This is a genomic window from Novosphingobium rhizosphaerae, from assembly GCF_050920675.1.
Lineage (GTDB): Bacteria > Pseudomonadota > Alphaproteobacteria > Sphingomonadales > Sphingomonadaceae > Novosphingobium > Novosphingobium rhizosphaerae.
On the sequence record NZ_CP137861.1, the window covers coordinates 849,007 to 872,432 of the forward strand.

Consider the following 23,426-nt stretch of genomic DNA (forward strand, 5'->3'; position numbering starts at 1 on the left):
AACCTTGCACGGCCGTTACCCGGCCCGCGCAAACGCCGAGCGGGCGTAGCTCAGGGGTAGAGCACAACCTTGCCAAGGTTGGGGTCGAGGGTTCGAATCCCTTCGCCCGCTCCAGTTTGCCTTTCCTGCAGATTTGTCCATCCGCCACCGCGCCTTGCGCTGTCGGGCAGCAATCCCCGTGTGCATGGCACAGGCATTGTCACCCTGGGCGTGATCCGGGTTCCGCTGGCGGTCCCGCGCAAACGCTTGCCCACATGCGTGACGGCGCCCATAGCTTGGCGCTATGGACAAGCGCCCCAGCATCGATCCGCGTGCCTTGCTCACGTTTCGCACCGTCTGCCGCGAGGGTTCGATCTCGGCCGCGGCACGCGCGCTCAATATCGCCCAGCCTTCGGTTTCGGCGGCGATCGCGCAGCTGGAGGCGCGGCTGGGCGTGCAATTGTTCGAGCGCCACCAGACCGGTGTGCGGCCCACCGCGCAGGGCACGGTCCTGGCCGAGCGGGCCGAGGCGATGCACCATGTCCTGCTGGGCGCGCAGGAGGAACTGGACAACCTGGCGCGGGGCCTTGCCGGGCCCTTGCGGATCGGTGGCACGCCCGGCGCGCTGGTCAGCCTGCTGCCCTTCGTGATGGGCCGGTTGGAAGCGCGGATCGGGCCTTGCGCGCTCAGCGTGGTGGAGCGGCCGGATAGCGTGCTGGTGGACCTGCTGCGCCAGCGCCAGATCGACCTGGCCTTTGTCACCACCGAAATGGAAGTGCCGCCGCCCGACATTGCCGAGCGCACCTTTGCCCGCGATCCGTTTGCGTTGATCGTGGGCCGGCGCCACGACAGCCTGCCTTCGGCGGTTTCGCTGCGCGACGTGGCCGGCCTGCCCTGGGTCTTGCCCGAGGCGCAGGGCGCGTTCCGCCGCCAGGTCGATGCCCTGTTCATTGCCGCGCAGACCCCGGTGCCGGCCAATGCCGTGCGCTGCGATTCGCTGCTCACCACCAAGGCGATCGTGCGGATGAGCGACCGGATCACCATCCTGCCGCGCCAGGTGGCGGCATCGGAACTGTCCATCGGCGTGCTGCGCGGCATCGAACTGCGCGAGGCGGCGTTCCAGCGCAGCATCGGCGTGCGCCTGCGCAGCGACGAGCCGCCATCGATGGCGGCGCAGGCCCTGCTCGATGTCCTGGCGATACGCTATAGTCCCAGCCTATAGCATGATAGAGAGATAATATTTTGGTTCGATAGGCATCTTGCGCGAAAAGGCACCGGCAACACAGCCCCATATCCAAGGGCCGTGGTAGCGCGGGAGAGCGAAAGATGCGGACCCTTATCCGCGATGTCAGGATTTTCGACGGAAGCGGCAGCGCTTCCTTTGCCGGCAGCGTGCTGGTGGATGGCGAGCGCATCGTGCGCGTGGCCGCCCAGGCCGACGGCCTCGACGGCGAAAGCCATGATCACCGCATCGAGGGTGCCGGTCGCACGCTGATGCCCGGCATGGTCGATGCGCACACCCACCTGACCTGGGCTTCGTCGATCGAAAAGATCTACCACCAGTTCATCCTGCCGCCCGAAGAATTGAAAGTGGCCGCCTGGCGCAATGCGCGGGTGCTGCTCGACCAGGGCTTCACCAGCCTCTATTCGGCCGGCGCGCTGGTCGACGGAATCGAACCGGACCTGGCCGCTGCAATTGCCGCGGGCGAAACCCCCGGCCCGCGCTATGTCCCTTCCACCATCGAGCGCAGCCCCGAAGGCGACGAAGGCGTGGACACCGGCAACGTGTTCAACGGCCGCGGCCCCGAGGCGATGCGCGCCTTCGTGGCTTATTGCGCGCAGCAGGGCGTCAAGTCGATCAAGCTGGTGGTCTCGGGCGAGGATGCGCTCAAGCCCGGTACCGCGCAGCATGTGCTGTACACGCACGAGGAAATGGCCGCCGCGGGCGAAGCCTGCCGCGAAGCGGGCCTGTGGATCGCGGCCCATGCCTATTATCCCGAAGCCATCGGCCTGGCGCTCGATGCCGGGGCGCGCGTGATCTATCACGCCTCTTATGCCGATGAAGCCGCCATCGCGCGAATGATCGCGGCCAAGGACGCCACGTTCTATGCGCCCGGTCCCGGTGTCTCGGTGGGCGCGCTCGAAGCCAGTCCGCCGCCGCACGTGGACATGAGCGCGATGAAAGCGAGCGCGGCCGAGCGGCTGGAGCGTGAAAAGGTGCTGGTGCCCGCGCTCAAGGCGGCCGGTGTCAAGGTGCTGATCGGCGGGGACTATGGCTTCCCGTTCAATCCCAATGGCCGCAATGCCCGCGATCTGGCGCATTTCGTCGAACACTATGGCTATACCCCGGCCGAGGCGCTGGTGGCGGCCACGCGCCTGGGTGGCGAGCTGATGGGGCTCGACGTGGGGCAGGTGCGTGAGGGCTTCCTCGCCGATCTGTTGCTGGTGGATGGCGATCCCACCCAGGACGTGGCGATCCTGCAGGACGCCGCGCGGCTGGCGATGATCATGAAGGGCGGCGCGCTGTACAAGGCGCCTGCCGATGCCGAGGCAGCATAAATGAGCGAGCGTTTCGATGTGGCGGTGATCGGCTGTGGGCCGGTGGGGGCACTCGCTGCAAATCTGCTGGGCCGCGCCGGGCTGTCGGTGGTGGTGCTGGAAAAGGAGCTGGAGCACTATCCCTTGCCGCGCGCGGTGCATCTCGATCACGAGATGATGCGCCTGTTCCAGACCGCCGGCGTGCTCGATCGCGTGGCGCCCGATATGGTGGCCACCGATGGGCACCTGCACGTGGGCGCCGATCACGGCGTGATCCGCTACATGGGCACGGTGGGCAAGCCCAAGCCGTTCGGCTGGTCCAACGACTACTTCTTCTACCAGCCCGAGCTGGAAGCACACTTGCGCGCCGCCTTTGCCGACAATGGTGCGATTTTCCTGCGGCGGGGCGCGACGTTTACCGCGCTGGAGCAGCAGGACGACGGCGTGACCGTGCACTTTGCCGAAAACGGCGCGGAGCAGACCGTCGCCGCCCGCTGGGTGATCGCCACCGATGGCGCGCGCAGCCCGGTGCGCAAGGCGCTGGGCATTGCGCTCGACGATCTCGATTTCGAGGAACCCTGGCTGGTCGTGGATGCGCAAGTGGAAGGGCCGGTCACGTTCCCGGCCATTTCCGGGGTTCCCGCCGATGCCGATCTGCAGCGCCTGTCGGTGATGATGTGCGATCCGGCGCGTCCGGCCACGGTGGTGCCGGGGCGCGGCAACCATCGCCGCTGGGAATTCATGCTGCTGCCTGGCGAAGACGACCAGGCGATGATGCAGCCCGAAAAGGTGCGCGAACTGGTCGGCGCCTGGATGAAGGACGTGCCGCACCAGATCGTGCGCGCCGCCACCTATCGCTTCCACGGCCTGGTGGCCGAGCGCTGGCAGGACGGCAACGTGTTCCTGGCCGGTGATGCCGCACACCAGACGCCGCCGTTCTTTGGCCAGGGCATGTGCCATGGCCTGCGCGACGTGGCCAACCTGGCGTGGAAGATGGACGCGATCGTCAACCAGGGTGCCGATCCGGCGATCCTGGCAACCTACCAGCCCGAACGCGATCCGCATGTGCGCGGCGTGATCGGCGCGGCGGTGGCTGCCGGCCGCTATATCTGCGAGCTGGACCAGGCCAAGGCGGCCGCGCGCGATGCCGCGATCCGCGAAGCCGCGGCGCAAAAGGCCGGCGAGACCGCGCACGACCTGATCCCCGCGATCGATGCCGGCATCATCCTGGCCGGCAGCCCCGCGGCGGGCGAGCGTTTCATTCAGCCGATCCTGGCCGACGGGCGCAAGCTCGACGATCTGGCCGGGCAGGGCTGGCGCCTGTTGGTGCGCGATGACAGCGTGGTGGGTTCCTCTCCCGCCATCACGCGCGTGGTGGCCGCGTCGTTGGAAGACGGCGGCGCGGTCACGGCGTGGCTGGACCGGCACGAAATCGATGCCGTGCTGCTGCGCCCCGATCACTGCGTGTTCGGCACGGCAAGCGGCACCGCGATCGACCTGATCGAAGCCCGCGCCCGCGCGCTGGGCCTGGCGATGGAGACGGTATGAGCGCCATGAAGCTCGATCTTGCTGCGGCCCAGGCCGTTGTTGCCGCCACGCTCGCCAGCGCCCGCGCCCGCGCGGCCAGGCCGCTGGCGGTGATCGTGGTGGATACCGGCGGCCACCCCATTGCCTTTGCACGCGAGGATGGCGCCAGCTTTGCCCGCCTCGACATTGCCCGCGCCAAGGCGGCGGGCGCCGTCGCGATGGAGGCCGATACCCGCGTGCTGGCGCAGCGCGCGGCCGGCAATCCGGTGTTCTTCCAAAGCGTGACCGTCGCGCTCGATGGAAAAATCGCCTTTTCGCCCGGCGGCGTGCTGGTGCGCGGCGCCGATGGTGGCGTGCTGGGCGCGGTTGGCGCCAGTGGCGATACCGGGGATTGCGACGAGGAATGTGTCCTGGCGGGCCTGCGGGCCGCCGGCTTCAATCTGGAGACCCAGCCATGAAACTGCGCAGCATCGAACTGGCCCTGCCCGATCCGGCCGGCGCCGCCCGCTTCATGCTCGATATCTGGGGCATGGCGCCGGGCGAGGTGCGGGGCGATACGCATTACCTGCGCGGCTCGGGCACGTATCCCTACCTCGTCTCGTTCGAGAAGGCCGATGAGGAATTCGTTCGCCACACGACGTTCGTGTGCACCGCGCCGGAACTGGCCGGCATTCGCGCCAAGGCGGCCCAGTACGGCTGGCCGCTGACCGAAACGGTTTCGGCCGATCCCGGTGCCGGCGCTGGCGTGATCGTGGAACTGCCCGAGGGTGAATTGCTGCGTTTCCTGGTGGATGCCACAGAAGTGGAACCGATCGTGGGCCGCGACCTGCCGGTGAAGCTCACCCACGTGGTGTTCAATTCCGCCGATGCGGAAGCCTCGGGCCTGGCCGCCGAAGCGGTGCTTGGCTTTCGCGTGTCTGACCGCACCAAGGGCATGGTCTTCGTGCGCTGCAACGACAGCCACCATTCCACCGCCTTTGCCCGCGCCGGTTTTTCCAGCCTCAACCACATCGCGTTCGAGATGGAAGACCTTGATGCCGTGATGCGCGGCATCGGGCGGATGCGCGACCATGGCTTTGCCCCCGCCTGGGGGCCGGGCCGCCATGGGCCGGGCGCCAATGTCTATGCCTATTACATCGCGCCGTTCGGGCCGGTGATCGAATATTCCACGGCAGTGGAAAAGGTGCCGGAAGACTACAAGGCGGGCGAACCCGACGATTGGACCTGGCCACCCAACCGCATCGACCAGTGGGGCATTTCCGATAAGGACTTCGCTGGCCTGCGCCAGGCCGAAGAGCGCTTCCGCTTTCGCCGCACGTGGGAGCCAAATGGGCAGCGGGGCGTCCCTGCCCCGGCCGTCCCTGCCAAGGCCTGAACCGAATTTTTCCGGAGTGATCCCAATATCATGACCCGTCTCATCAGCTTCCGCCGCCCCGATGGCCAGCCCAGCTTCGGCCGTCTCGATGGCGATACCGTGCACGATCTGGGCGCCGCGGGCGCGCCGGCCTACCTCAAGGACGTGGCCGACCAGGACCTGGCCGACCTGCCTGCCACCGGCACCTTTGCCCTGGCCGATGTGCGCCTGCTGCCGGTGGTGCCCAATCCCGGCAAGATCCTGTGCGTGGGCCTCAACTATGCCACCCACGTGGCCGAGACGGGCCGCGAGCAAAAGGAATTCCCGGCAATCTTCACCCGCTGGGCCGATACCCTGATCGCCGATGGCGAGCCGCTGGTGCGCCCGCGCGAGACCGAGCGGTTTGATTACGAAGGCGAACTGGCCGTGGTGATCGGCAAGGGCGGCCGCCGCATCGCGCGCGCCGATGCCATGGCCCACGTGGCCGGCTTTTCGGTGTTCAACGATGGTTCGGCGCGCGATTGGCAGCGCCACAACATCCAGTTCACGCCGGGCAAGAACTATCCCGCCACAGGCGCGTTCGGCCCGGCGCTGGTCCTGGCCGACGAGATCGACGACCTCGCCAGCCAGCGCGTGCAGACCCGCCTCAACGGCGAACTGGTCCAGGACCAGCCGATCAGCGACATGATCTGGGATATCCCGTTCGTGATCGAATATTGCAGCACTTTCACCCCGCTCGAACCCGGCGACGTGATCGTTACCGGCACGCCGGGCGGCGTGGGGGATAAGCGCAAGCCGCCGCTCTACATGAAGGCCGGCGATGTTTGCGAGATTTCCGTGGGCGTGATCGGCACCCTGACCAACCCGGTCATCGACGAGATCTGATCCGCCACCCTTTGTCCAACCCAGCCACCGCGCCCGCATAACGGCGGGCGCGGACCGATAAATGCATGCCTTTTGGGGAGAGAACCAACCATGAATTCGCGCCATAAAACCGCCCTGCTGACCGGGCTTTCCCTGGCCGTGATGGCGACGCCGGCCTTCGCGCAGAGCGCCGCAACCGCTCCGCAGGCCGCCGACGGCAGCCCCGATGCCGCTATCGTGGTGACCGCGCAGCGCCGCGTCGAAAAAGTCACCGAAGTGCCGATCTCGATCACCGTGGCCGATGCCGGCCAGCTGGAACGCCAGCAGGTCAACACCGTCAACGACTTGAACCGCATTGCGCCGAGCCTGGAAATCCAGTCTGCCCCGGGGCAGAATACCGGCGGCGGCGGCGCCATTCGCGGCATCGGTACGCAGACCTTCTCGGCCGGTGCGGTGGCTTCGGTGGGCGTGGTGGTCGACCAGGTCAGCCAGGGCAATGCCAACATCTCCGACCTGTTCGACGTGGCCCGCATCGAAGTGCTGAAAGGTCCGCAGGGCACGCTGTTCGGCCTGACGACATCGGCCGGGGTGATCAACATCACCACCAACAAGCCCGAATTCGGCAAGGTCTCGGTGCGCGTGCGCAGCGAACTGTCGGCCGCCGGCTTTGCCGGTTCCAAGTCGGGCAACCAGGTGGTGCAGGGCGTGGCCAACGTGCCAATCGCCGATAACGCCGCAATCCGCGTGGCCGGCTATGCCAACTTGCGCCAGGGCCCGGACTACAACCTGTCCACCGGCAAGTACGACAAGAACGAAACCATGGGCGGCCGCGCCCGCCTGCTGTGGGAACCGACCGACAAGCTGACGGTCAACGTGATCGGCGACTATGCCGATACCCGCACCACCAACGGCGGCAACTTCTTCACTTTCGTGAAGTCCCTCTCGCTCGGTTCGGCCCTGGCAGCCTGCGGCATCACGGCGGAAAACGGCAACCGCAACTATTGCACCAGCGAGCAGTATACCGACCGGATCAAGACCGGCGGCGCCTCGCTGCAGCTTGATTACCAGTTCGCGCCGTTCACGCTGACCTCAATCACCGCCTATCGCGGCACGCACGAGCAGGGCTATGGCGCGGCCACCAACGTGTTCCGCGTCGATACCCTGCCGGTCACCGTGCACAACTCCTATGTCAACCGGCCGACCGACCTGATCACCCAGGAACTGCGCATTTCCTCGCCGGCCAACCAGACCGTGGAATATACCCTGGGCGGGTTCTATTCGCGCCAGATCCAGCATCGCGACCAGGAAGGTGCCACCGTCCTGCTGTTCGGCAACGCCATTCCGTCGAGCCCGGTCAACGCCTATCGCGTCAGCGATGAATCGATCGCCGCCTTTGGCCAGATGACGATCCATGCCAGTGACAAGCTGCGCCTGATCGCCGGCGGCCGCTATACCGACGACGTGCTGTCGCTGCAGATGCAGAACGACACCGCCACCGCGATCGCATCGACCACGCGCCTGCATGTCGGCAAGGTTTCGTGGAAGGGCGGCATCCAGTATGACATCGATCCGCGCACGATGGCCTATGCCACCGTGGCGCGCGGCTTCAAAGGCGGGCAGATCGCCACGCCTTCGGATGCCAATCCCTATGTCGTGCTGCCGGAAATCCCGACGTCGTACGAACTGGGCTTCAAGACCACGCTGCTGCGCAGCTGGGTGCTCGATGCCAATCTGTTCTACCAGAAGATCCAGAACTTCCAGGCGCAGCAGTGCACGGTGAATGCCACCACCACGGTGATCTCGTGCGTCCAGACCAACATCAGCGGGGTCAAGTCGCGCGGGGCGGAAATCAACCTGTTCGGCAAGGTCACGCATGACCTGTCGCTCAACACCGGGTTCATCTGGGCCAAGGCGACTTATCCCAACGGCTATGTCGGCACCGATGGCACCAACATCGGCGGCACCCAGCTGGCCTATGCGCCCGAATACAAGTTCACGGTTTCGGGCGAATATGCGCGTGACCTGGGCGAAAACCTCAAGGGCTTCCTGGCCGCCGATGCGGTGTGGAAATCGCTCCTGCGCTATGAAGCCAATTCGGTGGCCGATACCACGTTCGCCCCGCACTGGACGGTGGGTGGCCGCATCGGCCTGCGCACGGCAGACGATCGCTTCACCATCGCGGTCTTTGCGCGCAATCTGTTCGACGTGCACGAACCCTCGCTCTACCAGTCGGACTTCCCGTTTGGCGGCGCGGCCAACATCGGCGCCATCTATGGCCCGCAATCGTTCCGGTCGGTGGGCCTGTCGCTCGACGGCAAGTTCTGATCCGGCACGGCCGCCCTTCGTGCAAGGCATGAAGGGCGGCCGTGTGTTTCTGCTATCCTGTGCCCCCAAGGAGAGCCCGATGCCCCTCGAAACGATCCGCGCCGCCATTGCCGCCATGGGCACCACGCTCACCCCCGATCTGTTGGGCCGGGTGCGGGCGCTGTTCGATGCCGAGCAGCAGGCGCTGGCGGCCGCGGTATCGGCCGCGGCGGTGGACCTGGCCTATGGCCCGCACGAACGGCATCGGCTCGATCTCTATGGCACGGCAGACGGCGCCCCCAAGCCGGTGCTGGTCTTCGTCCATGGCGGCGGGTTCCTGCGCGGCGACAAGGGTGGCGACGCGCCCGAAACCTGGCCCAATGCCGCGGTGGGCCGCATGGCGGCGCAGGCCGGGCTGATCGGCGCGGTGATCAACTATCGCCTGGCGCCCGACCACACCTGGCCGGCCGGATCGGAAGACGTGCTGGCCGCGCTCGATTGGCTGGTGGCCCATGCGGCCGACCATGGCGGTGACCCGCAGCGCATCGTGCTGATGGGCACCTCGGCCGGGGCGGTGCACGTGGCCGGCGCGATCCGGCTGCGGCCCGATCTGACGATACGTGGCGCGGTGCTGCTTTCGGGCCTCTATGGCCACACCCCGCTCGATGAGCGCGACATGCTCTATTATGGCGCGGCGGCGGACTATGCCGAGCGCGCCCCGCGCGAAGCGATGGTCGCCACCACGCTGCCCCTGCTGGTTGCCGCGGCCGAATTCGATCCGCCCCGCTTCCAGGCCGAATTCCTGGGGTTGATGGCCGATCGCCTGGCCCGCCACGGCACCATGCCGCGCGGGCACATCGCCTCGGGGCACAACCACTATTCGATGGCGATGCACCTGGGCACGGCCGATCGCCGCCTGGCCGACGAGATCGTGGCTTTCGTGCGCGAAACCTGCGCCTGAATTCGTTTTCCTGAAAGGCTCTTCCATGCTTGATCGTCGTACTGTGCTGGCCAGCGCGGCTGCGCTGGCTGCCACCTCCGCGCCTGCGCTGGGCCGGGTGAGTGCCAAGGCCGCCAAGGGCGCTGCCGCTTCACCCCAGTTCCCGCAGGGCTTCCTGTGGGGCGCCTCCACCGCGCCGCACCAGATCGAGGGCAACAACACCGCCAGCGACCTGTGGTTCATCGAAAACCAGCAGCCCACGGTCTTTGCCGCGCCTTCGGGCGATGCGGCCAACAGCTTGCTGCTGTGGGAGCAGGATCTCGACCTGGCCAAGGCAATCGGGCTCAACACTTATCGCTTCGGCATCGAATGGGCGCGGATCGAGCCGGAAAAGGGCCTGTTCTCGCAGGCCATGCTCGATCACTATGCGCGCGTCATCGATGGCTGCCGCGCGCGCGGGCTGGCGCCGGTGGTCACCTTCAGCCACTTCACCGCGCCGCGCTGGTTTTCCGCGCAAGGCGGCTGGGCGAATCCCGAAAGCGCCGACCTGTTCGCCCGCTTTACCGATAAGGCCGCGCGCCATTTTGGGAACCGCATCCACGCCGCGATCACGTTCAACGAGCCCAACATCCTGCTGCTGTTGCAGAACGCCAATGTCCCGCCCCAGTTGTGGGACATCCAGAAGCTGACGCTGGAAACCGCCGCCAAGCGACTGGGCGTGCCGCGCTTCCTTTGCGCCAACGTGGCCGGCAAGGATGACCTGCCCGATCTGCAGCGCGGGCTGCTGGCTGCGCACAAGGCCGGCAAGGCGGCGATCAAGGCTGCGGCGCCCAAGCTGCCGGTGGGTTTTTCGCTGGCGATGATGGACGATCAGGCGGTGGGCAAGGGCTCGCAGCGCGATATGCGCCGCCAGCAGATGTACGGCACCTGGCTGGACGTGGCCAAGGGCGACGACTTCATCGGCGTGCAGAACTATGAACGCGCGCTGTGGGGCGCCGAGGGCCGCCTGCCGGCGCCGCAGGACGCGGTGCGCAACTGGTCGGGCAGCGAAGTATGGGCGCCCTCGCTGGCCGGCGCGGTGCGCTATGCCCATGCGGCCACGGGCGTGCCGATCCTGGTCTCGGAACATGGCGTGGGCACCGATGACGACAGCATCCGCGCCGCGTTCATCCCCGCCGCGCTCACCCATCTGAAAGCCGCGATCGACGACGGCGTGCCGGTCATGGGCTATTGCCACTGGAGCCTGATCGACAATTTCGAATGGATCTTTGGTTACAAGCCCAAGTTCGGCCTGGCGAGCTATGATCCCGTCACCTTCGCCCGCACGCCCAAGCCGAGCGCGGCAGTGCTGGGGGCGATTGCCCGGGCCAATCGGGTGTGATTTCGGTCCTGTGAAATTTTCGTATTGCTGAAACGGGGGCTTGAGGTTTCCACCACCCCCAACCCCCTCCTCTGAAGAGGAGGGGGCTTTTTTGTGGCTTTCAGGAACAGGAAAGGGCCGCCCGGTTTCCCGGGCGGCCCTTCCTTTTTGTCAGCCTTGGGCTTGGACTTAGAAGTCCATGCCGCCCATGCCGCCCATGCCGCCGGGCATGCCGGCCGGGGCAGGCTTGTCTTCCGGACGTTCGCTGATCGCCGCTTCGGTGGTGATCAGCAGGCCGGCGACCGAGGCCGCATCCTGGAGCGCGGTGCGCACGACCTTGGTGGGGTCGATCACGCCGGCAGCCTTCAGGTTTTCATAGACTTCGGTAGCGGCGTTGAAGCCGATGCCTTCGTCGGTCTGGTCGAGCAGCTTGCCCGCCACGACGGCGCCGTCGTTGCCGGCGTTTTCAGCGATCTGCTTGACCGGCGCGGTGATCGCCTTGCGGACGATGTCGATGCCGCGGGTCTGGTCTTCGTTGGCACCGGTGAGGCCTTCGAGAGCGCGGGTGGCATAGAGCAGAGCCGTGCCGCCGCCGGTCACGATGCCTTCTTCCACCGCAGCGCGGGTGGCGTGGAGGGCGTCGTCAACGCGGTCCTTGCGTTCCTTGACTTCGACTTCGGTGGCACCGCCAACCTTGATCACGGCCACGCCGCCAGCCAGCTTGGCCAGGCGTTCCTGCAGCTTTTCGCGGTCGTAGTCCGAAGTGGTGACTTCGATCTGCGCGCGGATCTGCTCGACACGGGCCTTGATGTCTTCGGCAGCGCCAGCGCCGTCGACGATCGTGGTGTTGTCCTTGTCGATGGTGACCTTCTTGGCCTGGCCGAGCATGCCGAGCGTGACGCTCTCGAGCTTGATGCCGAGGTCTTCCGAGATCATTTCGCCGGCGGTCAGCGTGGCGATGTCGCCCAGCATGGCCTTGCGACGGTCACCGAAGCCCGGCGCCTTGACGGCGGCGATCTTGAGGCCACCGCGCAGCTTGTTGACCACCAGGGTGGCCAGCGCTTCGCCTTCGATGTCTTCGGCAATGATCAGCAGCGGACGGCCCGACTGCACCACGGCTTCCAGGATCGGCAGCAGCGACTGCAGCGACGAGAGCTTCTTCTCGTGGATCAGGATGTAGGGGTTTTCGAGTTCCACCACCATCTTTTCGGGATTGGTGATGAAGTAGGGCGACAGGTAGCCGCGGTCGAACTGCATGCCTTCGACGACATCGAGTTCGAATTCGAGGCCCTTGGCCTCTTCCACGGTGATCACGCCTTCCTTGCCGACCTTTTCCATGGCTTCGGCGATCTTTTCGCCGACTTCCACGTCACCGTTGGCCGAGATGATGCCGACCTGGGCGATTTCGGCCGAGCCGGCCACCGGGGTGGAGCGGGCCTTGAGGTTTTCGACGACCTTGGTCACGGCGATGTCGATGCCGCGCTTGAGATCCATCGGGTTGATGCCGGCGGCAACCGACTTCATGCCTTCGCGCACGATGGCCTGGGCCAGCACGGTGGCGGTGGTGGTGCCGTCACCGGCCTTGTCGTTGGCCTTCGATGCCACTTCGCGCAGCATCTGGGCGCCCATGTTCTCGAACTTGTCCTTGAGTTCGATTTCCTTGGCGACCGAAACACCGTCCTTGGTGATGCGCGGCGCGCCGAAGCTCTTGTCGATCACGACGTTGCGGCCCTTGGGGCCCAGCGTGACCTTCACGGCGTCGGCGAGAATGTCGACGCCCTTGAGGATGCGTTCGCGCGCGTCGCGCGAAAAGCGTACGTCCTTGGCAGCCATTGCTCTGTTCCTTTGAATTCTAAGGGTAGAAAATCAGGAAATCCGGTGGATCAGCCGATCACGCCGAGGATGTCCGATTCCTTCATGATCAGCAGGTCTTCGCCCGACACCTTCACTTCGGTGCCCGACCACTTGCCGAACAGCACGCGATCGCCCACCTTGACGTCGAGCGGGGTGATCGTGCCGTTCTCGGCGCGGGCGCCCGTACCAACGGCAACGATTTCGCCCTCGGCGGGCTTTTCCTTGGCGCTGTCGGGGATGATGATCCCGCCGGCGGTCTTTTCCTCGGCTTCGACGCGGCGCACCAGCACGCGGTCGTGCAGCGGACGGAAAGTCATGGGTTGCTCCCTCTTCCAATCAGAAAATCTGCGCTGGCACTCTTAGGTCAAGAGTGCCAGCGGCCCGCATATGGGTGGATGCCGGAGGAGCGTCAAGCGTCGTGGCACAGATTCTTTTCGCCAAAATGAATGGATGGGGCCTTGGCGCGCCGGGGCGGTGCCATGGCGGGACAAGCGCCCTGGCGCGATCGGCGCGCGATCAGGCGCCGATCACGGCAGCAGGCCCAGCCTTGCCCGGTTGTGCCAGCGCCACAGCAGCAGCGCCGCCACGCAGACCAGCCCGGCCAGCAGCCCCAGCCACACGCCCATGCCGCCGAGCGGCGTATACAGCCCCAGGCCGATCGCGGTGAACAGGCCCGGCACCCAATAGCCGAAGATGGCGATGGTCATCGGCACGCGGGTATCCTGCAGGCCGCGCAGCACCGCGCCGCAGGTGGCCTGGGCGCCATCGAAAAGCTGGAACGCGGCCGCCACCACCAAGAACTGCAGGGCAAAGCCCACCAGCGCGGCATTGGCCGGATCGGTCACGTCGATATAGAGGCCGAGAAAGAAGCGCGGCATCGCCAGCATCAACGCGGCCGTCGTGGCCATGAAGCCCACGCTCATGCCCAGGGCCGTCCACCCGGCGCGGGCGATCCCGGCATGGTCGCGCGCGCCATAGGCCAGCCCCACGCGGATCGTGGCGGCCTGGCCCAGCCCGAACGGCACCTGGAACGTCATGCCGGCCAGTTGCAGCGCGACGGTGTGCGCCGCGAGTTGCAGTTCGCCGATCCGCCCGATCAGCAACGCGGCCCCGTTGAACAAGCCGGCTTCGGCCACGATCGTGGCGCAGATCGGCAGGCCGATCTTCCACACGTCGGCAAAGCGGCGCCATTCCGCGCGCCACCACCGGCCCAGCAGGCGATAGCGGTGCAGCCGCCGATCGAACCGCAGCACCATGGCATAGGCGGCGAGCATTGCGCTGCTGGTGATCACGCTGGACCAGGCCGAGCCCATCAGGCCGAGCGCCGGCATGCCGGCGTGGCCATAGACGAAGATCCAGTTGCCTGTGGCGTTGACCGCCACGGCCAGCGCGGTGATCGCCGTGCCGATGCCCGGCCGTCCCAGGGTGGACACCACCGTGCGCAGCAGCGAGGCGAGCACCGCCGGCACGCAGGCCAGCGAAAGGACCGTGAGGAACGGCACGGCGCGCACCACCACCGCCTCGCTCTGCCCGGTGGCGCGCAGCAGCGGCCCGCCCAGCTGGCACAGCGCCATGGCCACCAGCGCGGCGATCAGGCCCACCCAGCCCCCCATCCGCACGGTGCGGCGCACTTCGCGCACCGCGTGGCGGCGGCGGCCGAGTTCGGCGGCGATCAGGGGCGAGGTGGCGCCGACCAGGCCGGTCAGGCTCCAGATCAGCAGGCCGAAGATGGAAACGGCCAGCGAAGACGCCGCCAGTGCCTCTGCCCCCAGGCGCGCCACGAACAGCACGTCCACGGCAAAGACCGCCATCTGCAACAGGTTTGCGCCCACCAGCGGCGCTGCCAGGCGCAACATCTCGCGCCATTCGCTGGCGGCATGGGGCCCGGCCAGATCGGGCGAAGTGGGAAGCGTGGCTGCGGTCATGCCGCCGGCCATAGGGGCTGGGCGGCGCGGGGGAAAGGAAAAGTCAGTGCGTCTTTTGGGGCGAGCCGGCATCGCCCGCAGGTGCGCGAAAGGCGTGGCTGAGCGCGTGATAGAGCTTTTCCGGACAGACTTGCGCACTCACCTGGTCGGCCACCAGGGCGGCGGCGAACAGCGGCAGGATCATCGCGCGATCGGCGGTCATTTCCATCACGATGATCACGGCCGTGAGCGGCGCGCGGGTGACGCCGGCAAAGTAGGCGATCATGCCCAGCATGGCGACGGCGCCGGAATATTCGGGCGGAAACAGCAGGCCCACCCACTGGCCCAGCCCGGCGCCGACCGAGAGCGAGGGCGCAAAGATGCCGCCCGGCGCGCCGCTGAGCGCAGTGGCAAGCGAAGTCACGAACTTGGCCGGGCCGAACCACAGCGACGTATCGGCGCCCGAGAGCAGGCCCCGCGTGGTGCCATAGCCGGTGCCCCAGGCCAAACCACCCGAAGCCGGCCCGCCAGGGCCAAGGCCCTGCGTGGCCACGCCCACCACCGCCACGATCAGGCCAAGCCCGGCGGCCAGCGCCACGGGACGCGCGCGCAAGGCGCCGATCCAGCCATGGTCGATGGTGCCAAAGCGGCTGAGCACGCGGGCAAACAGCCCCCCGGCCAAGCCTCCGGCCACGCCCGCGCCCAGCGCGGCGATCAGCGCGGGCACGATCGGCACATGCTGGCTCATCGCGCCGAAATAGACATAGTCGCCCGCCAGGCCGAGGCTGACCAGGCCCGCCGTCATCACGGCCAGCATGACCAGCAGCGCCAGGCGCTGTTCAAAGGCGGAAGCCAGCTCTTCGATGGCGAAAGCGACCCCGGCCAGCGGCGTGTTGAACGCCGCCGCCACCCCGGCCGCGCCCCCGGCGATGATCACCCCGGCACCGATCGGCACGCGCAGCCAGCGATGCACCGCGACCATGATTGCCGCGCTCAATTGCACGGTGGGCCCTTCACGGCCAACCGATGCCCCGCCCAGCAGCATGGCCAGGGTGCCAGCCACCTTGGCCAGCGCGGTGCGCAGCGACAGCAGCGGCGCCATGGCGGGATGGTGCGGCGCCTCGGCCGCGGCCATGACCTGGGGAATGCCCGAGCCACGCGCGGCGGGCCAGCGGTGCCGGGTGAGCCAGGTCACGCCCACGAAAATCGCCGGGGTCAGCACGATCGGTGCCAGCGGATAGGCGGTGACCAGGCGGGTGAACAGCGCCTGGGCGGCTTCCCCGGCGCGCGCGAAGAATATGGCGGCCAGGCCCAGCGCCAGCGCCCCGCCCAGCGCGGCCATGCGCGGTTGCAGGTTCCTGGCGGCGGCGAGCGGTTTTTCGAGACGGGGGGCTGGCATGGCCAAGGGCCTAGCGCGCATGGACCTGAATTTCGCCTGAAAGTTTTGGAAAAAGCCCCTCCACCATCCGCTGCGCGGGCGGTCCCCTGCCCATCGCTACGCGATTGGGAGGATCAATGTCCTCCCCATGCAATGGGGAGGAGGACCGCCGCGAAGCGGTGGTGGAGGGGCATTTGGCACAAAGAAAAAGGGCGAGCCCTGCGGCCCGCCCTTTCTCTTTTTCGTCGGGAAGAACCCGAAGAAGATTACTTGATTTCGACGGTGCCGCCGGCTTCTTCGATCTTCTTCTTGATTTCTTCGGCTTCAGCCTTCGACACGCCTTCCTTGACGGCCTTGGGAGCGCCTTCGACCAGGGCCTTGGCTTCGGTCAGGCCGAGCGAGGTGATCGCGCGGACTTCCTTGATGACCTGGATCTTCTTGCCGCCGTCGCCGGTCAGGATGACGTCGAATTCGGTCTTTTCTTCAGCAGCGGGAGCTGCTTCACCGGCGGGGGCAGCGGCCACGGCCACGGCAGCAGCGGCGCTCACGCCCCATGCTTCTTCCAGAGCCTTGGCAAGGTCGGCAGCTTCGAGAACGGTGAGCTGCGACAGTTCTTCAACGAGCTTGGCGATATCGGCCATGATGTTTCACTCCGTTAATATGTGGCGCCCGGATGCCGCACGGTGCGGCACGCTCGGGCAGAAGTCGTTTGAACCGGCTCAGGCCGCGTCCTTCTCGGCATAGGCGTTGAAGACGCGCGCCAGCTTCGCCGCCGGAGCGGTGGTGAGCTGGGCGATCTTCGTGGCCGGAGCCTGGACGAGACCGATAAGCTTGGCACGCAGTTCATCGAGCGAGGGCATCGTGGCCAGGGCCTTGACACCATCGGGGCTGAGAACCTGCGAACCCATCCCGCCACCGACGATTTCGATCTTGTCGGTGGTCTTGGCGAACTCGACGATCACCTTGGCGGCGGCGACGGGATCAGCCGAGGCAGCGATGGCGGTCGGCCCGGTGAAGAAATCACCAATGCCTTCGTAATCGGTGCCCTGGATGGCAAGCTTGGCAAGACGGTTCTTCGCAACCTTGTAGGTCGCACCGGCCTCGCGGATCTTCGTGCGCAGGGCGGTGGACTGGGCCACCGTCATGCCGAGGTTGCGGGTGACAACCACCGCGCCGGCCTCGGAGAAGACCTCGTTGAGGAAAGCGACCGATTCGGCTTTTTGCGAACGATCCATGCCTTACTCCTTCACAATGGCCGCGCGAGGGGCGAGCCCCCGTGCAGCCGGCTACGTTTGTCCCGGGCCGCAAGCGACCTGGGGCGAGTCCGTTCGACAAGGGAAGGAGGTTGCGCGGGGGAAAACCACCGCGGTGGGCGCCACGATCCGAAAACGGAGCGCGCGGCCGTGAAATCTCTTTTCCCCGCCTAGGTCGGAAATTAAGCCTGGCAGCCAGGCACCGACGGTCTCGGACGGATGAGCGACAGGCAAAGCCGTCGTTCGGGTGCGGCCCCTAGCAGATGCGGGCAGGGAGTCAAGCCGTGCCGGGACGGCGCGGCGCGCGGCCAAGCCGTCGGTTATGCCGGGGCGGTGGCGGTTCCGGCATAACCGGCGCGCGCGGCCGGGCCGGAGGCGGCAGGGGCGGCCTTGACCACGCAGCAGTTTCGCCCCGCGCTCTTGGCCTGGTACAGCGCCTGGTCGGCGCGGCGCAGCGCGGGATCGAGCGTGGTTTCGCCCACGCCCACGCCCGAGACGCCAAAGCTGGCGGTGACCGGAAAATCGCGGCCAAGCAGGCGTTGTGCGCGCAGGGCAAAATCGCGCCGCACCGATTCGGCCAGATCGGCGGCGGCATTGGCCGCGCCACCACTGCCGAGCGCACCCTGGGGCAGGTAGATCACGAATTCCTCTCCGCCAAAGCGGGCGGCAAAGGCGCGGGCGGGCAGGTGCGCATCGACCGCGGCAGCCATCTGCGCGATCACTTCGTCGCCGCGGTGGTGGCCAAAGCGATCGTTGACGGCCTTGAAGTGGTCGATGTCGCACACGATCACCGCGGCGCCGGCGCGCTCGTGGCTGCTGCGCCCGGCCAGCGCTTCGTCAAAGCCGCGACGGTTGAGCAGCCCCGTCAGCGGATCGCAGATCGCCCAGTCGCGATAGCGCATGAGCACGCCGATCATGACCGAGGCGAGCGCCGCCATGGCGAACGCCACCCCGATGAGGGAGCCGGTGACCTGGTACCAGAAGGCATAAGCCGTGACGGGGAAATTGGCGATGCCGCCACTGGCCAGCCAGCGAATGGCGATCACGCGCAGCGTGCAATCGGTCACCACCACCCAGCTCATCGCCACCAGGGCGCGATCGCCGCTGCGCCGGGTGCGCCCGCGGGCAAGCAGCAGCGGCACGGCCAGCAGCAGCGCGCAGCCCACGTCGGACGCCACCAGGTGCAGGCGCAGGCTGTCGGCGGCCACGCCCCAGGCGCTCGCCGCCGTGCTGCCCACGGCAATCGCGGCGCGCAACGCCATGTGGTTGCGGCGCAGGCCGAAATGTTCGCACAGGGCCTGGCCGAAACAGAAGAACGCCGCGGCAAACACGGCGGTGGCGGCAATCGCGCGCCCTTCCACCGGCATCAGCAGGGCCAGTGCCGGCATGGCAAAGCCACTGGCGCTGCAGAGAAAGCCGCCCGCCCACCAGCCGGCGCTGGACACCCGCCAGCGGCCGGCCAACACGGCGGCAACGCCGAAGGCAACCTGCATGACCGGCAAGATGAAGGCGAATCTGTCGTTCATGAATCCGGCAAGCGAGAGGGGGGCTTGCGCAGGCTTTGCTGCACGCGCGTCCTGCCTATGGGATCAGGGTAAACAGAACGCAAACGACTGGCCCGCCCTGACGATGATTTTAGCGCTAAAATGGGGGTTCTTTAGAATTAATTACAGTTGGCCGGCGCGCAGGCGGCGCAAGTGTGGCGCGCCCCTTTGACTTTGCCCGGGCCAAAGCCTATATGGCGATGCAACACCTGCTGCTTCGAGCAAGACTTTCCCATGCGCGGGGGAAGGTTCACGGAAGGAGGCAGCGGGCATCGGCATGACGCGAAGGCTGCGGGCCATGGGTATCCGGACAAGGGTTCCCTGGGCAACGTGGCCTCTTTTGCGTTCATGCCGTGCCAATCGCCGCGCATGGCAGAATTTCCGCCGGTCTGCACCGGCCCGACTTAGCAAAGAGGCATAAACCTCCCATGGCAACCAAGGCTCCAGCCCGCGCCGGCCTGAAGAAGCGCATCCGCAAGATCTTCGGCGACATCCACGAAGTGGTGCAGATGCCGAACCTGATCGAGGTTCAGCGCGAATCGTACGAGCAGTTCCTGCGCTCCGATCCGGCCACGGGCTATGTCTCGGGCCTGGAAAAGACGCTGCGTTCGGTGTTCCCGATCCAGGATTTCGCCGGCACGGCCAGCCTCGATATCAAGGAGCGCGACGGCTATGTGCTGGAAGCGCCCAAGTACGACGTGAACGAATGCCGCCAGCGCGGCATCACTTATGCTGCGCCGATGAAGGTGACGCTCAAGCTCGCGACGTTCGAAGTGGACGCCGAAACCGAGACCAAGAGCCTCATCGATATCAAGGAGCAGGACGTCTACATGGGCGATATCCCGCTCATGACCGACAACGGCACCTTCATCATCAACGGCACCGAGCGCGTGATTGTGTCGCAGATGCACCGTTCGCCGGGCGTGCTGTTCGACCATGACCGCGGCAAGACGCACTCTTCGGGCAAGTACCTGTTTGCCGCGCGCGTCATTCCCTATCGCGGCTCGTGGCTCGATTTCGAATTCGACGCCAAGGACATCGTCAACGTGCGTATCGACCGCAAGCGCAAGCTGCCGGTCACCGCGCTGCTCTATGCCCTGGGCCTCAATGGCGAGCAGATCCTCGACCACTTCTACAACAAGGTCACCTGGGTGCGCGCCGAAGGCGGCTGGAAGGTGCCTTTCGTGCTCGACCAGTGGCGCGGCGCCAAGCCCACGTTCGACATCGTCGATGCCGCTTCGGGCGAAGTGGTGTTCCCGGCCGGCCAGAAGATCAGCCCCCGCGCTGCCAACAAGGCGGCCAAGGACGGCTTGCAGTCGCTGCTGATCCCGACCGAGGAAATCTTTGGTCGCTATGCCGCCAAGGACCTGATCGACGAATCGACCGGCCGCATCTGGATCGAAGCCGGCGATGAAGTGGCGCCGGAAAACCTTGACGTGCTCGACCGCGCCGGGGTGGACCAGCTCGACCTGCTCGACATCGACCACGTCAGCACCGGCCCGTGGATCCGCAACACGATGAAGGCCGACAAGGCCGAAGATCGCGACCACGCCCTGGCCGACATCTATCGCGTGATGCGCCCCGGCGAACCGCCGACGCGCGAAACCGCCGAAGCCCTGTTCGACGGCCTGTTCTTCGACGCCGACCGCTATGACCTTTCGGCCGTGGGCCGCGTCAAGCTGAACATGCGCCTGGGCCTGGACTGCCCCGACACGATCACCACCCTGCGCACCGAGGACATCCTCGCCGTGGTCAAGGAACTGGTGAACCTCAAGGACGGCAAGGGCGAAGTCGACGACATCGACAACCTCGGCAACCGTCGCGTGCGTTCGGTGGGCGAGTTGCTGGAAAACCAGTACCGCGTCGGCCTGCTGCGCATGGAACGCGCGGTCAAGGAACGCATGAGCTCGGTCGACGTGTCGACCGTGATGCCCAACGACCTGATCAACGCCAAGCCGGCGGTGGCCGCGGTGCGTGAATTCTTCGGCTCCTCGCAGCTGTCGCAGTTCATGGACCAGACCAACCCGCTGTCGGAAGTGACGCACAAGCGCCGCGTCTCGGCCCTCGGGCCGGGCGGTCTGACGCGTGAACGCGCCGGCTTCGAAGTGCGCGACGTTCACCCCACGCACTATGGCCGCATCTGCCCGATCGAAACGCCCGAAGGGCCGAACATCGGCCTGATCAACTCGCTCTCGACCTTTGCCCGCGTCAACAAGTACGGCTTCATCGAAACGCCGTACCGCAAGGTGCTGGATGGCAAGGTTTCGTCGGAAGTGGTCTACCTTTCGGCCATGGAAGAGCAGAAGCACACGGTGGCGCAGGCTTCGGCCGAAATCACCGGCGACGGCTCGTTCGTGGAAGAACTGGTTTCGGCCCGCCAGAACGGCGAATTCGTGATGGCGCCGCGCGAAACCGTGACGCTGATGGACGTCAGCCCCAAGCAGCTCGTTTCGGTGGCCGCCTCGCTCATTCCGTTCCTGGAAAACGACGACGCCAACCGCGCGCTGATGGGCTCGAACATGCAGCGCCAGGCGGTGCCGCTGGTCAAGGCCGACGCGCCGTTCGTGGGCACCGGCATGGAAGAAACCGTGGCGCGCGATTCGGGCGCCGCGATCGCCGCGCTGCGCGGTGGGATCGTCGACCAGGTGGACGCGACGCGTATCGTGATCCGCGTGACCGGCGATGTCGAACCCGGCAAGTCGGGCGTGGACATCTACACCCTGCAGAAGTTCGAGCGCTCCAACCAGTCCACCTGCATCAACCAGCGTCCGCTGGTGAGCGTGGGCGATATCGTCGAAAAGGGCGATATCCTGGCTGACGGCCCCTCGACTGAGTTCGGCGAACTGGCCCTCGGGCGCAACGTGCTCGTCGCGTTCATGCCCTGGAACGGCTACAACTACGAAGACTCGATCCTGATCAGCGAGCGCATCGTCAAGGAAGACGTCTTCACCTCGATCCACATCGAGGAGTTCGAAGTCATGGCCCGCGACACCAAGCTTGGGCCCGAAGACATCACCCGCGACATTCCCAACGTGGGCGAGGAAGCGCTGCGCAACCTCGACGAAGCGGGCATCGTCTACGTGGGCGCCGAAGTGCACCCCGGTGACATCCTCGTCGGCAAGATCACGCCCAAGGGCGAATCCCCGATGACGCCGGAAGAAAAGCTGCTTCGCGCGATCTTTGGCGAAAAGGCGTCTGACGTGCGCGATACCTCGCTGCGCCTGCCGCCGGGCGTTTCGGGCACGATCGTGGACGTGCGCACGTTCAACCGCCACGGCATCGAGATCGACGACCGTACCCGCGCCATCCAGAACGAGGAAATCGAACGCCTCGCCAAGGACCGCGAAGACGAGCGCGCGATTTTGAACCGTGCGACCTTCAACCGCCTGAAGGACATGCTGCTGGGCCAGGTGGCCACCGCCGCGCCCAAGGGCATCAAGAAGGGCGTTGAAATCGACGAGCAGATCCTGGCCGACGTGGAACGCCACGAATGGTGGAAGTTCGCCGTGGCCGACGATCTGCGCCAGCAGCAGCTCGAAGCGACCAAGGGCCAGTACGACACCGCGATCAAGGCGATCCAGGAGAAGTTCGAGGACCGCAAGGAAAAGCTGGAGCGCGGCGACGAACTGGCGCCGGGCGTGCTCAAGATGGTCAAGGTCTTCGTGGCGGTGAAGCGCAAGCTGCAGCCGGGCGACAAGATGGCCGGCCGCCATGGCAACAAGGGCATCATCAGCCGCATCCTGCCCCAGGAAGACATGCCCTTCCTGGAAGACGGCACCCCGGTCGATTTCGTGCTCAACCCGCTGGGCGTGCCTTCGCGCATGAACGTCGGGCAGATCTTCGAAACCCACCTGGGCTGGGCCGCACGCGGCCTGGGCCACAAGATCGGGGCGGCGCTCGACGCCTGGCGCGAAGCCAATCCCGATCCGCAGGCCGGTGAGCCGCCCGAAGCGGTGCGCGAACTGCTGCTCGACATCTATGGCGACAACTACGTCGAAGAGATCAAGGCACGCAGCGACAGCGAAATCGTCGAATTGGCCCAGAACGTGCGCAACGGCGTGCCGATGGGATCGCCGGTGTTCGACGGCGCCGTGGAAGCCGACGTGACCGCCATGCTGCGCAAGGCCGGGTTGGACGAATCCGGCCAGGTGACGCTGTATGACGGCCGCACCGGCGAAGCCTTTGACCGCAAGGTCACCGTAGGCTGCAAGTACGTGCTCAAGCTGCACCACCTGGTGGACGACAAGATCCACGCCCGTTCGATCGGCCCCTACAGCCTCGTCACCCAGCAGCCGCTGGGCGGCAAGGCCCAGTTCGGTGGCCAGCGCTTCGGGGAAATGGAGGTCTGGGCGCTCCAGGCCTATGGCGCGGCCTACACGCTGCAGGAAATGCTCACGGTCAAGTCCGACGACGTTGTCGGCCGTACCAAGGTCTATGAAGCGATCGTCAAGGGTGACGATACGTTCGAGGCCGGCATTCCCGAAAGCTTCAACGTGCTGGTCAAGGAAATGCGCAGCCTGGGTCTCAACGTCGAACTCTCGTCGCTCGACGACGAAGGCGACGAGGACGGCCTGGCCGAGGCAGCCGAATAAGCCGGTTTGGCGCGGCGGCGGGGTTTGCATCCCCC

At 66.5% G+C, this 23,426-nt stretch carries 17 protein-coding genes and 1 tRNA gene; 11 read left to right on the plus strand and 7 right to left on the minus strand.

Going from position 1 to position 23,426, the window contains the following annotated elements; translation table 11 throughout:
- Positions 1 to 39 precede the first annotated feature (39 nt).
- The 10 genes from R9J51_RS03920 to R9J51_RS03965 all read left to right on the plus strand — a co-directional run bounded on the left by R9J51_RS03920 (position 40) and on the right by R9J51_RS03965 (position 10,887).
- Positions 40 to 114, plus strand: a tRNA-Gly gene (locus R9J51_RS03920).
- A 169-nt stretch (positions 115 to 283) separates the two neighbouring features.
- Positions 284 to 1,201: a LysR family transcriptional regulator gene (locus R9J51_RS03925; RefSeq protein ID WP_168555800.1), complete on the plus strand. Its 918-nt coding sequence runs from the start codon at positions 284 to 286 to the stop codon at positions 1,199 to 1,201.
- A 104-nt stretch (positions 1,202 to 1,305) separates the two neighbouring features.
- Positions 1,306 to 2,538 (plus strand): amidohydrolase family protein, encoded by a 1,233-nt coding sequence (locus R9J51_RS03930; RefSeq protein WP_179505920.1) that lies wholly within the window; start codon positions 1,306 to 1,308, stop codon positions 2,536 to 2,538.
- Positions 2,539 to 4,065, plus strand: coding sequence for a bifunctional 3-(3-hydroxy-phenyl)propionate/3-hydroxycinnamic acid hydroxylase (locus R9J51_RS03935; RefSeq protein WP_179505921.1), 1,527 nt, complete (start codon positions 2,539 to 2,541; stop codon positions 4,063 to 4,065). It abuts the gene before it with no gap.
- Positions 4,066 to 4,070: 5 nt separating this feature from the next.
- On the plus strand, positions 4,071 to 4,502 hold the full coding sequence (locus R9J51_RS03940; protein WP_168556089.1) for a GlcG/HbpS family heme-binding protein: 432 nt from the start codon (positions 4,071 to 4,073) through the stop codon (positions 4,500 to 4,502).
- Entirely contained in the window at positions 4,499 to 5,419 is a 921-nt protein-coding gene (locus tag R9J51_RS03945) for a VOC family protein (RefSeq protein WP_179505922.1), read from the plus strand. Before R9J51_RS03940 ends, R9J51_RS03945 begins: the two co-directional genes overlap by 4 nt.
- A gap of 30 nt (positions 5,420 to 5,449) precedes the next feature.
- Positions 5,450 to 6,283: a fumarylacetoacetate hydrolase family protein gene (locus tag R9J51_RS03950; protein WP_179505923.1), complete on the plus strand. Its 834-nt coding sequence runs from the start codon at positions 5,450 to 5,452 to the stop codon at positions 6,281 to 6,283.
- Between the two features lie 90 nt (positions 6,284 to 6,373).
- A complete protein-coding gene (locus R9J51_RS03955; protein ID WP_179505924.1) occupies positions 6,374 to 8,587 on the plus strand; it encodes a TonB-dependent receptor domain-containing protein in 2,214 nt (737 codons plus the stop codon).
- 79 nt (positions 8,588 to 8,666) lie between these two features.
- A complete protein-coding gene (locus tag R9J51_RS03960; RefSeq protein ID WP_179505925.1) occupies positions 8,667 to 9,527 on the plus strand; it encodes an alpha/beta hydrolase in 861 nt (286 codons plus the stop codon).
- 25 nt (positions 9,528 to 9,552) lie between these two features.
- Positions 9,553 to 10,887, plus strand: a complete 1,335-nt coding sequence (locus R9J51_RS03965) for a family 1 glycosylhydrolase (RefSeq protein WP_179505926.1) — start codon at positions 9,553 to 9,555, stop codon at positions 10,885 to 10,887.
- A 168-nt stretch (positions 10,888 to 11,055) separates the two neighbouring features.
- Here R9J51_RS03965 and groL read toward each other — a convergent pair whose 3' ends face one another.
- From groL to R9J51_RS04000, 7 genes are all read right to left on the minus strand, one after another.
- Complete coding sequence (gene groL, locus R9J51_RS03970; RefSeq protein WP_168555808.1) at positions 11,056 to 12,699, minus strand: chaperonin GroEL; 1,644 nt, start codon at positions 12,697 to 12,699, stop codon at positions 11,056 to 11,058.
- Between the two features lie 50 nt (positions 12,700 to 12,749).
- Positions 12,750 to 13,037 carry a co-chaperone GroES gene (groES, locus tag R9J51_RS03975; protein WP_110763794.1) on the minus strand — a complete coding sequence of 96 codons (288 nt, stop codon included), beginning with the start codon at positions 13,035 to 13,037 and terminating at the stop codon, positions 12,750 to 12,752.
- A gap of 210 nt (positions 13,038 to 13,247) precedes the next feature.
- Positions 13,248 to 14,645: an MATE family efflux transporter gene (locus R9J51_RS03980; protein WP_432787826.1), complete on the minus strand. Its 1,398-nt coding sequence runs from the start codon at positions 14,643 to 14,645 to the stop codon at positions 13,248 to 13,250.
- A 43-nt stretch (positions 14,646 to 14,688) separates the two neighbouring features.
- Positions 14,689 to 16,023: a chloride channel protein gene (locus R9J51_RS03985; RefSeq protein WP_248290474.1), complete on the minus strand. Its 1,335-nt coding sequence runs from the start codon at positions 16,021 to 16,023 to the stop codon at positions 14,689 to 14,691.
- Between the two features lie 245 nt (positions 16,024 to 16,268).
- Positions 16,269 to 16,643, minus strand: a complete 375-nt coding sequence (rplL, locus tag R9J51_RS03990) for a 50S ribosomal protein L7/L12 (protein ID WP_110763792.1) — start codon at positions 16,641 to 16,643, stop codon at positions 16,269 to 16,271.
- 78 nt (positions 16,644 to 16,721) lie between these two features.
- Positions 16,722 to 17,237: a 50S ribosomal protein L10 gene (rplJ, locus tag R9J51_RS03995; RefSeq protein ID WP_168555813.1), complete on the minus strand. Its 516-nt coding sequence runs from the start codon at positions 17,235 to 17,237 to the stop codon at positions 16,722 to 16,724.
- A 338-nt stretch (positions 17,238 to 17,575) separates the two neighbouring features.
- Complete coding sequence (locus R9J51_RS04000; RefSeq protein ID WP_179505927.1) at positions 17,576 to 18,781, minus strand: GGDEF domain-containing protein; 1,206 nt, start codon at positions 18,779 to 18,781, stop codon at positions 17,576 to 17,578.
- 446 nt (positions 18,782 to 19,227) lie between these two features.
- Between R9J51_RS04000 and rpoB the strand changes: the two genes are divergently transcribed.
- Entirely contained in the window at positions 19,228 to 23,391 is a 4,164-nt protein-coding gene (gene rpoB / locus R9J51_RS04005) for a DNA-directed RNA polymerase subunit beta (RefSeq protein ID WP_169475644.1), read from the plus strand.
- The last annotated feature ends 35 nt before the right edge of the window (positions 23,392 to 23,426 follow it).

What these genes read in the sequence shown, in the direction of transcription:
- groL (WP_168555808.1), bottom strand. Translation starts at nt 12,699, where the DNA reads ATGGCTGCCAAGGACGTACGCTTTTCGCGCGACGCGCGCGAACGCATC.
- R9J51_RS03950 (WP_179505923.1), top strand. Translation starts at nt 5,450, where the DNA reads ATGACCCGTCTCATCAGCTTCCGCCGCCCCGATGGCCAGCCCAGCTTC.
- R9J51_RS04000 (WP_179505927.1), bottom strand. Translation starts at nt 18,781, where the DNA reads ATGAACGACAGATTCGCCTTCATCTTGCCGGTCATGCAGGTTGCCTTC.
- rplJ (WP_168555813.1), bottom strand. Translation starts at nt 17,237, where the DNA reads ATGGATCGTTCGCAAAAAGCCGAATCGGTCGCTTTCCTCAACGAGGTC.
- R9J51_RS03930 (WP_179505920.1), top strand. Translation starts at nt 1,306, where the DNA reads ATGCGGACCCTTATCCGCGATGTCAGGATTTTCGACGGAAGCGGCAGC.
- R9J51_RS03965 (WP_179505926.1), top strand. Translation starts at nt 9,553, where the DNA reads ATGCTTGATCGTCGTACTGTGCTGGCCAGCGCGGCTGCGCTGGCTGCC.
- R9J51_RS03955 (WP_179505924.1), top strand. Translation starts at nt 6,374, where the DNA reads ATGAATTCGCGCCATAAAACCGCCCTGCTGACCGGGCTTTCCCTGGCC.
- rpoB (WP_169475644.1), top strand. Translation starts at nt 19,228, where the DNA reads ATGGCAACCAAGGCTCCAGCCCGCGCCGGCCTGAAGAAGCGCATCCGC.
- R9J51_RS03985 (WP_248290474.1), bottom strand. Translation starts at nt 16,023, where the DNA reads ATGCCAGCCCCCCGTCTCGAAAAACCGCTCGCCGCCGCCAGGAACCTG.
- R9J51_RS03940 (WP_168556089.1), top strand. Translation starts at nt 4,071, where the DNA reads ATGAAGCTCGATCTTGCTGCGGCCCAGGCCGTTGTTGCCGCCACGCTC.
- R9J51_RS03925 (WP_168555800.1), top strand. Translation starts at nt 284, where the DNA reads ATGGACAAGCGCCCCAGCATCGATCCGCGTGCCTTGCTCACGTTTCGC.
- rplL (WP_110763792.1), bottom strand. Translation starts at nt 16,643, where the DNA reads ATGGCCGATATCGCCAAGCTCGTTGAAGAACTGTCGCAGCTCACCGTT.
- groES (WP_110763794.1), bottom strand. Translation starts at nt 13,037, where the DNA reads ATGACTTTCCGTCCGCTGCACGACCGCGTGCTGGTGCGCCGCGTCGAA.
- R9J51_RS03945 (WP_179505922.1), top strand. Translation starts at nt 4,499, where the DNA reads ATGAAACTGCGCAGCATCGAACTGGCCCTGCCCGATCCGGCCGGCGCC.
- R9J51_RS03960 (WP_179505925.1), top strand. Translation starts at nt 8,667, where the DNA reads ATGCCCCTCGAAACGATCCGCGCCGCCATTGCCGCCATGGGCACCACG.
- R9J51_RS03980 (WP_432787826.1), bottom strand. Translation starts at nt 14,645, where the DNA reads ATGACCGCAGCCACGCTTCCCACTTCGCCCGATCTGGCCGGGCCCCAT.
- R9J51_RS03935 (WP_179505921.1), top strand. Translation starts at nt 2,539, where the DNA reads ATGAGCGAGCGTTTCGATGTGGCGGTGATCGGCTGTGGGCCGGTGGGG.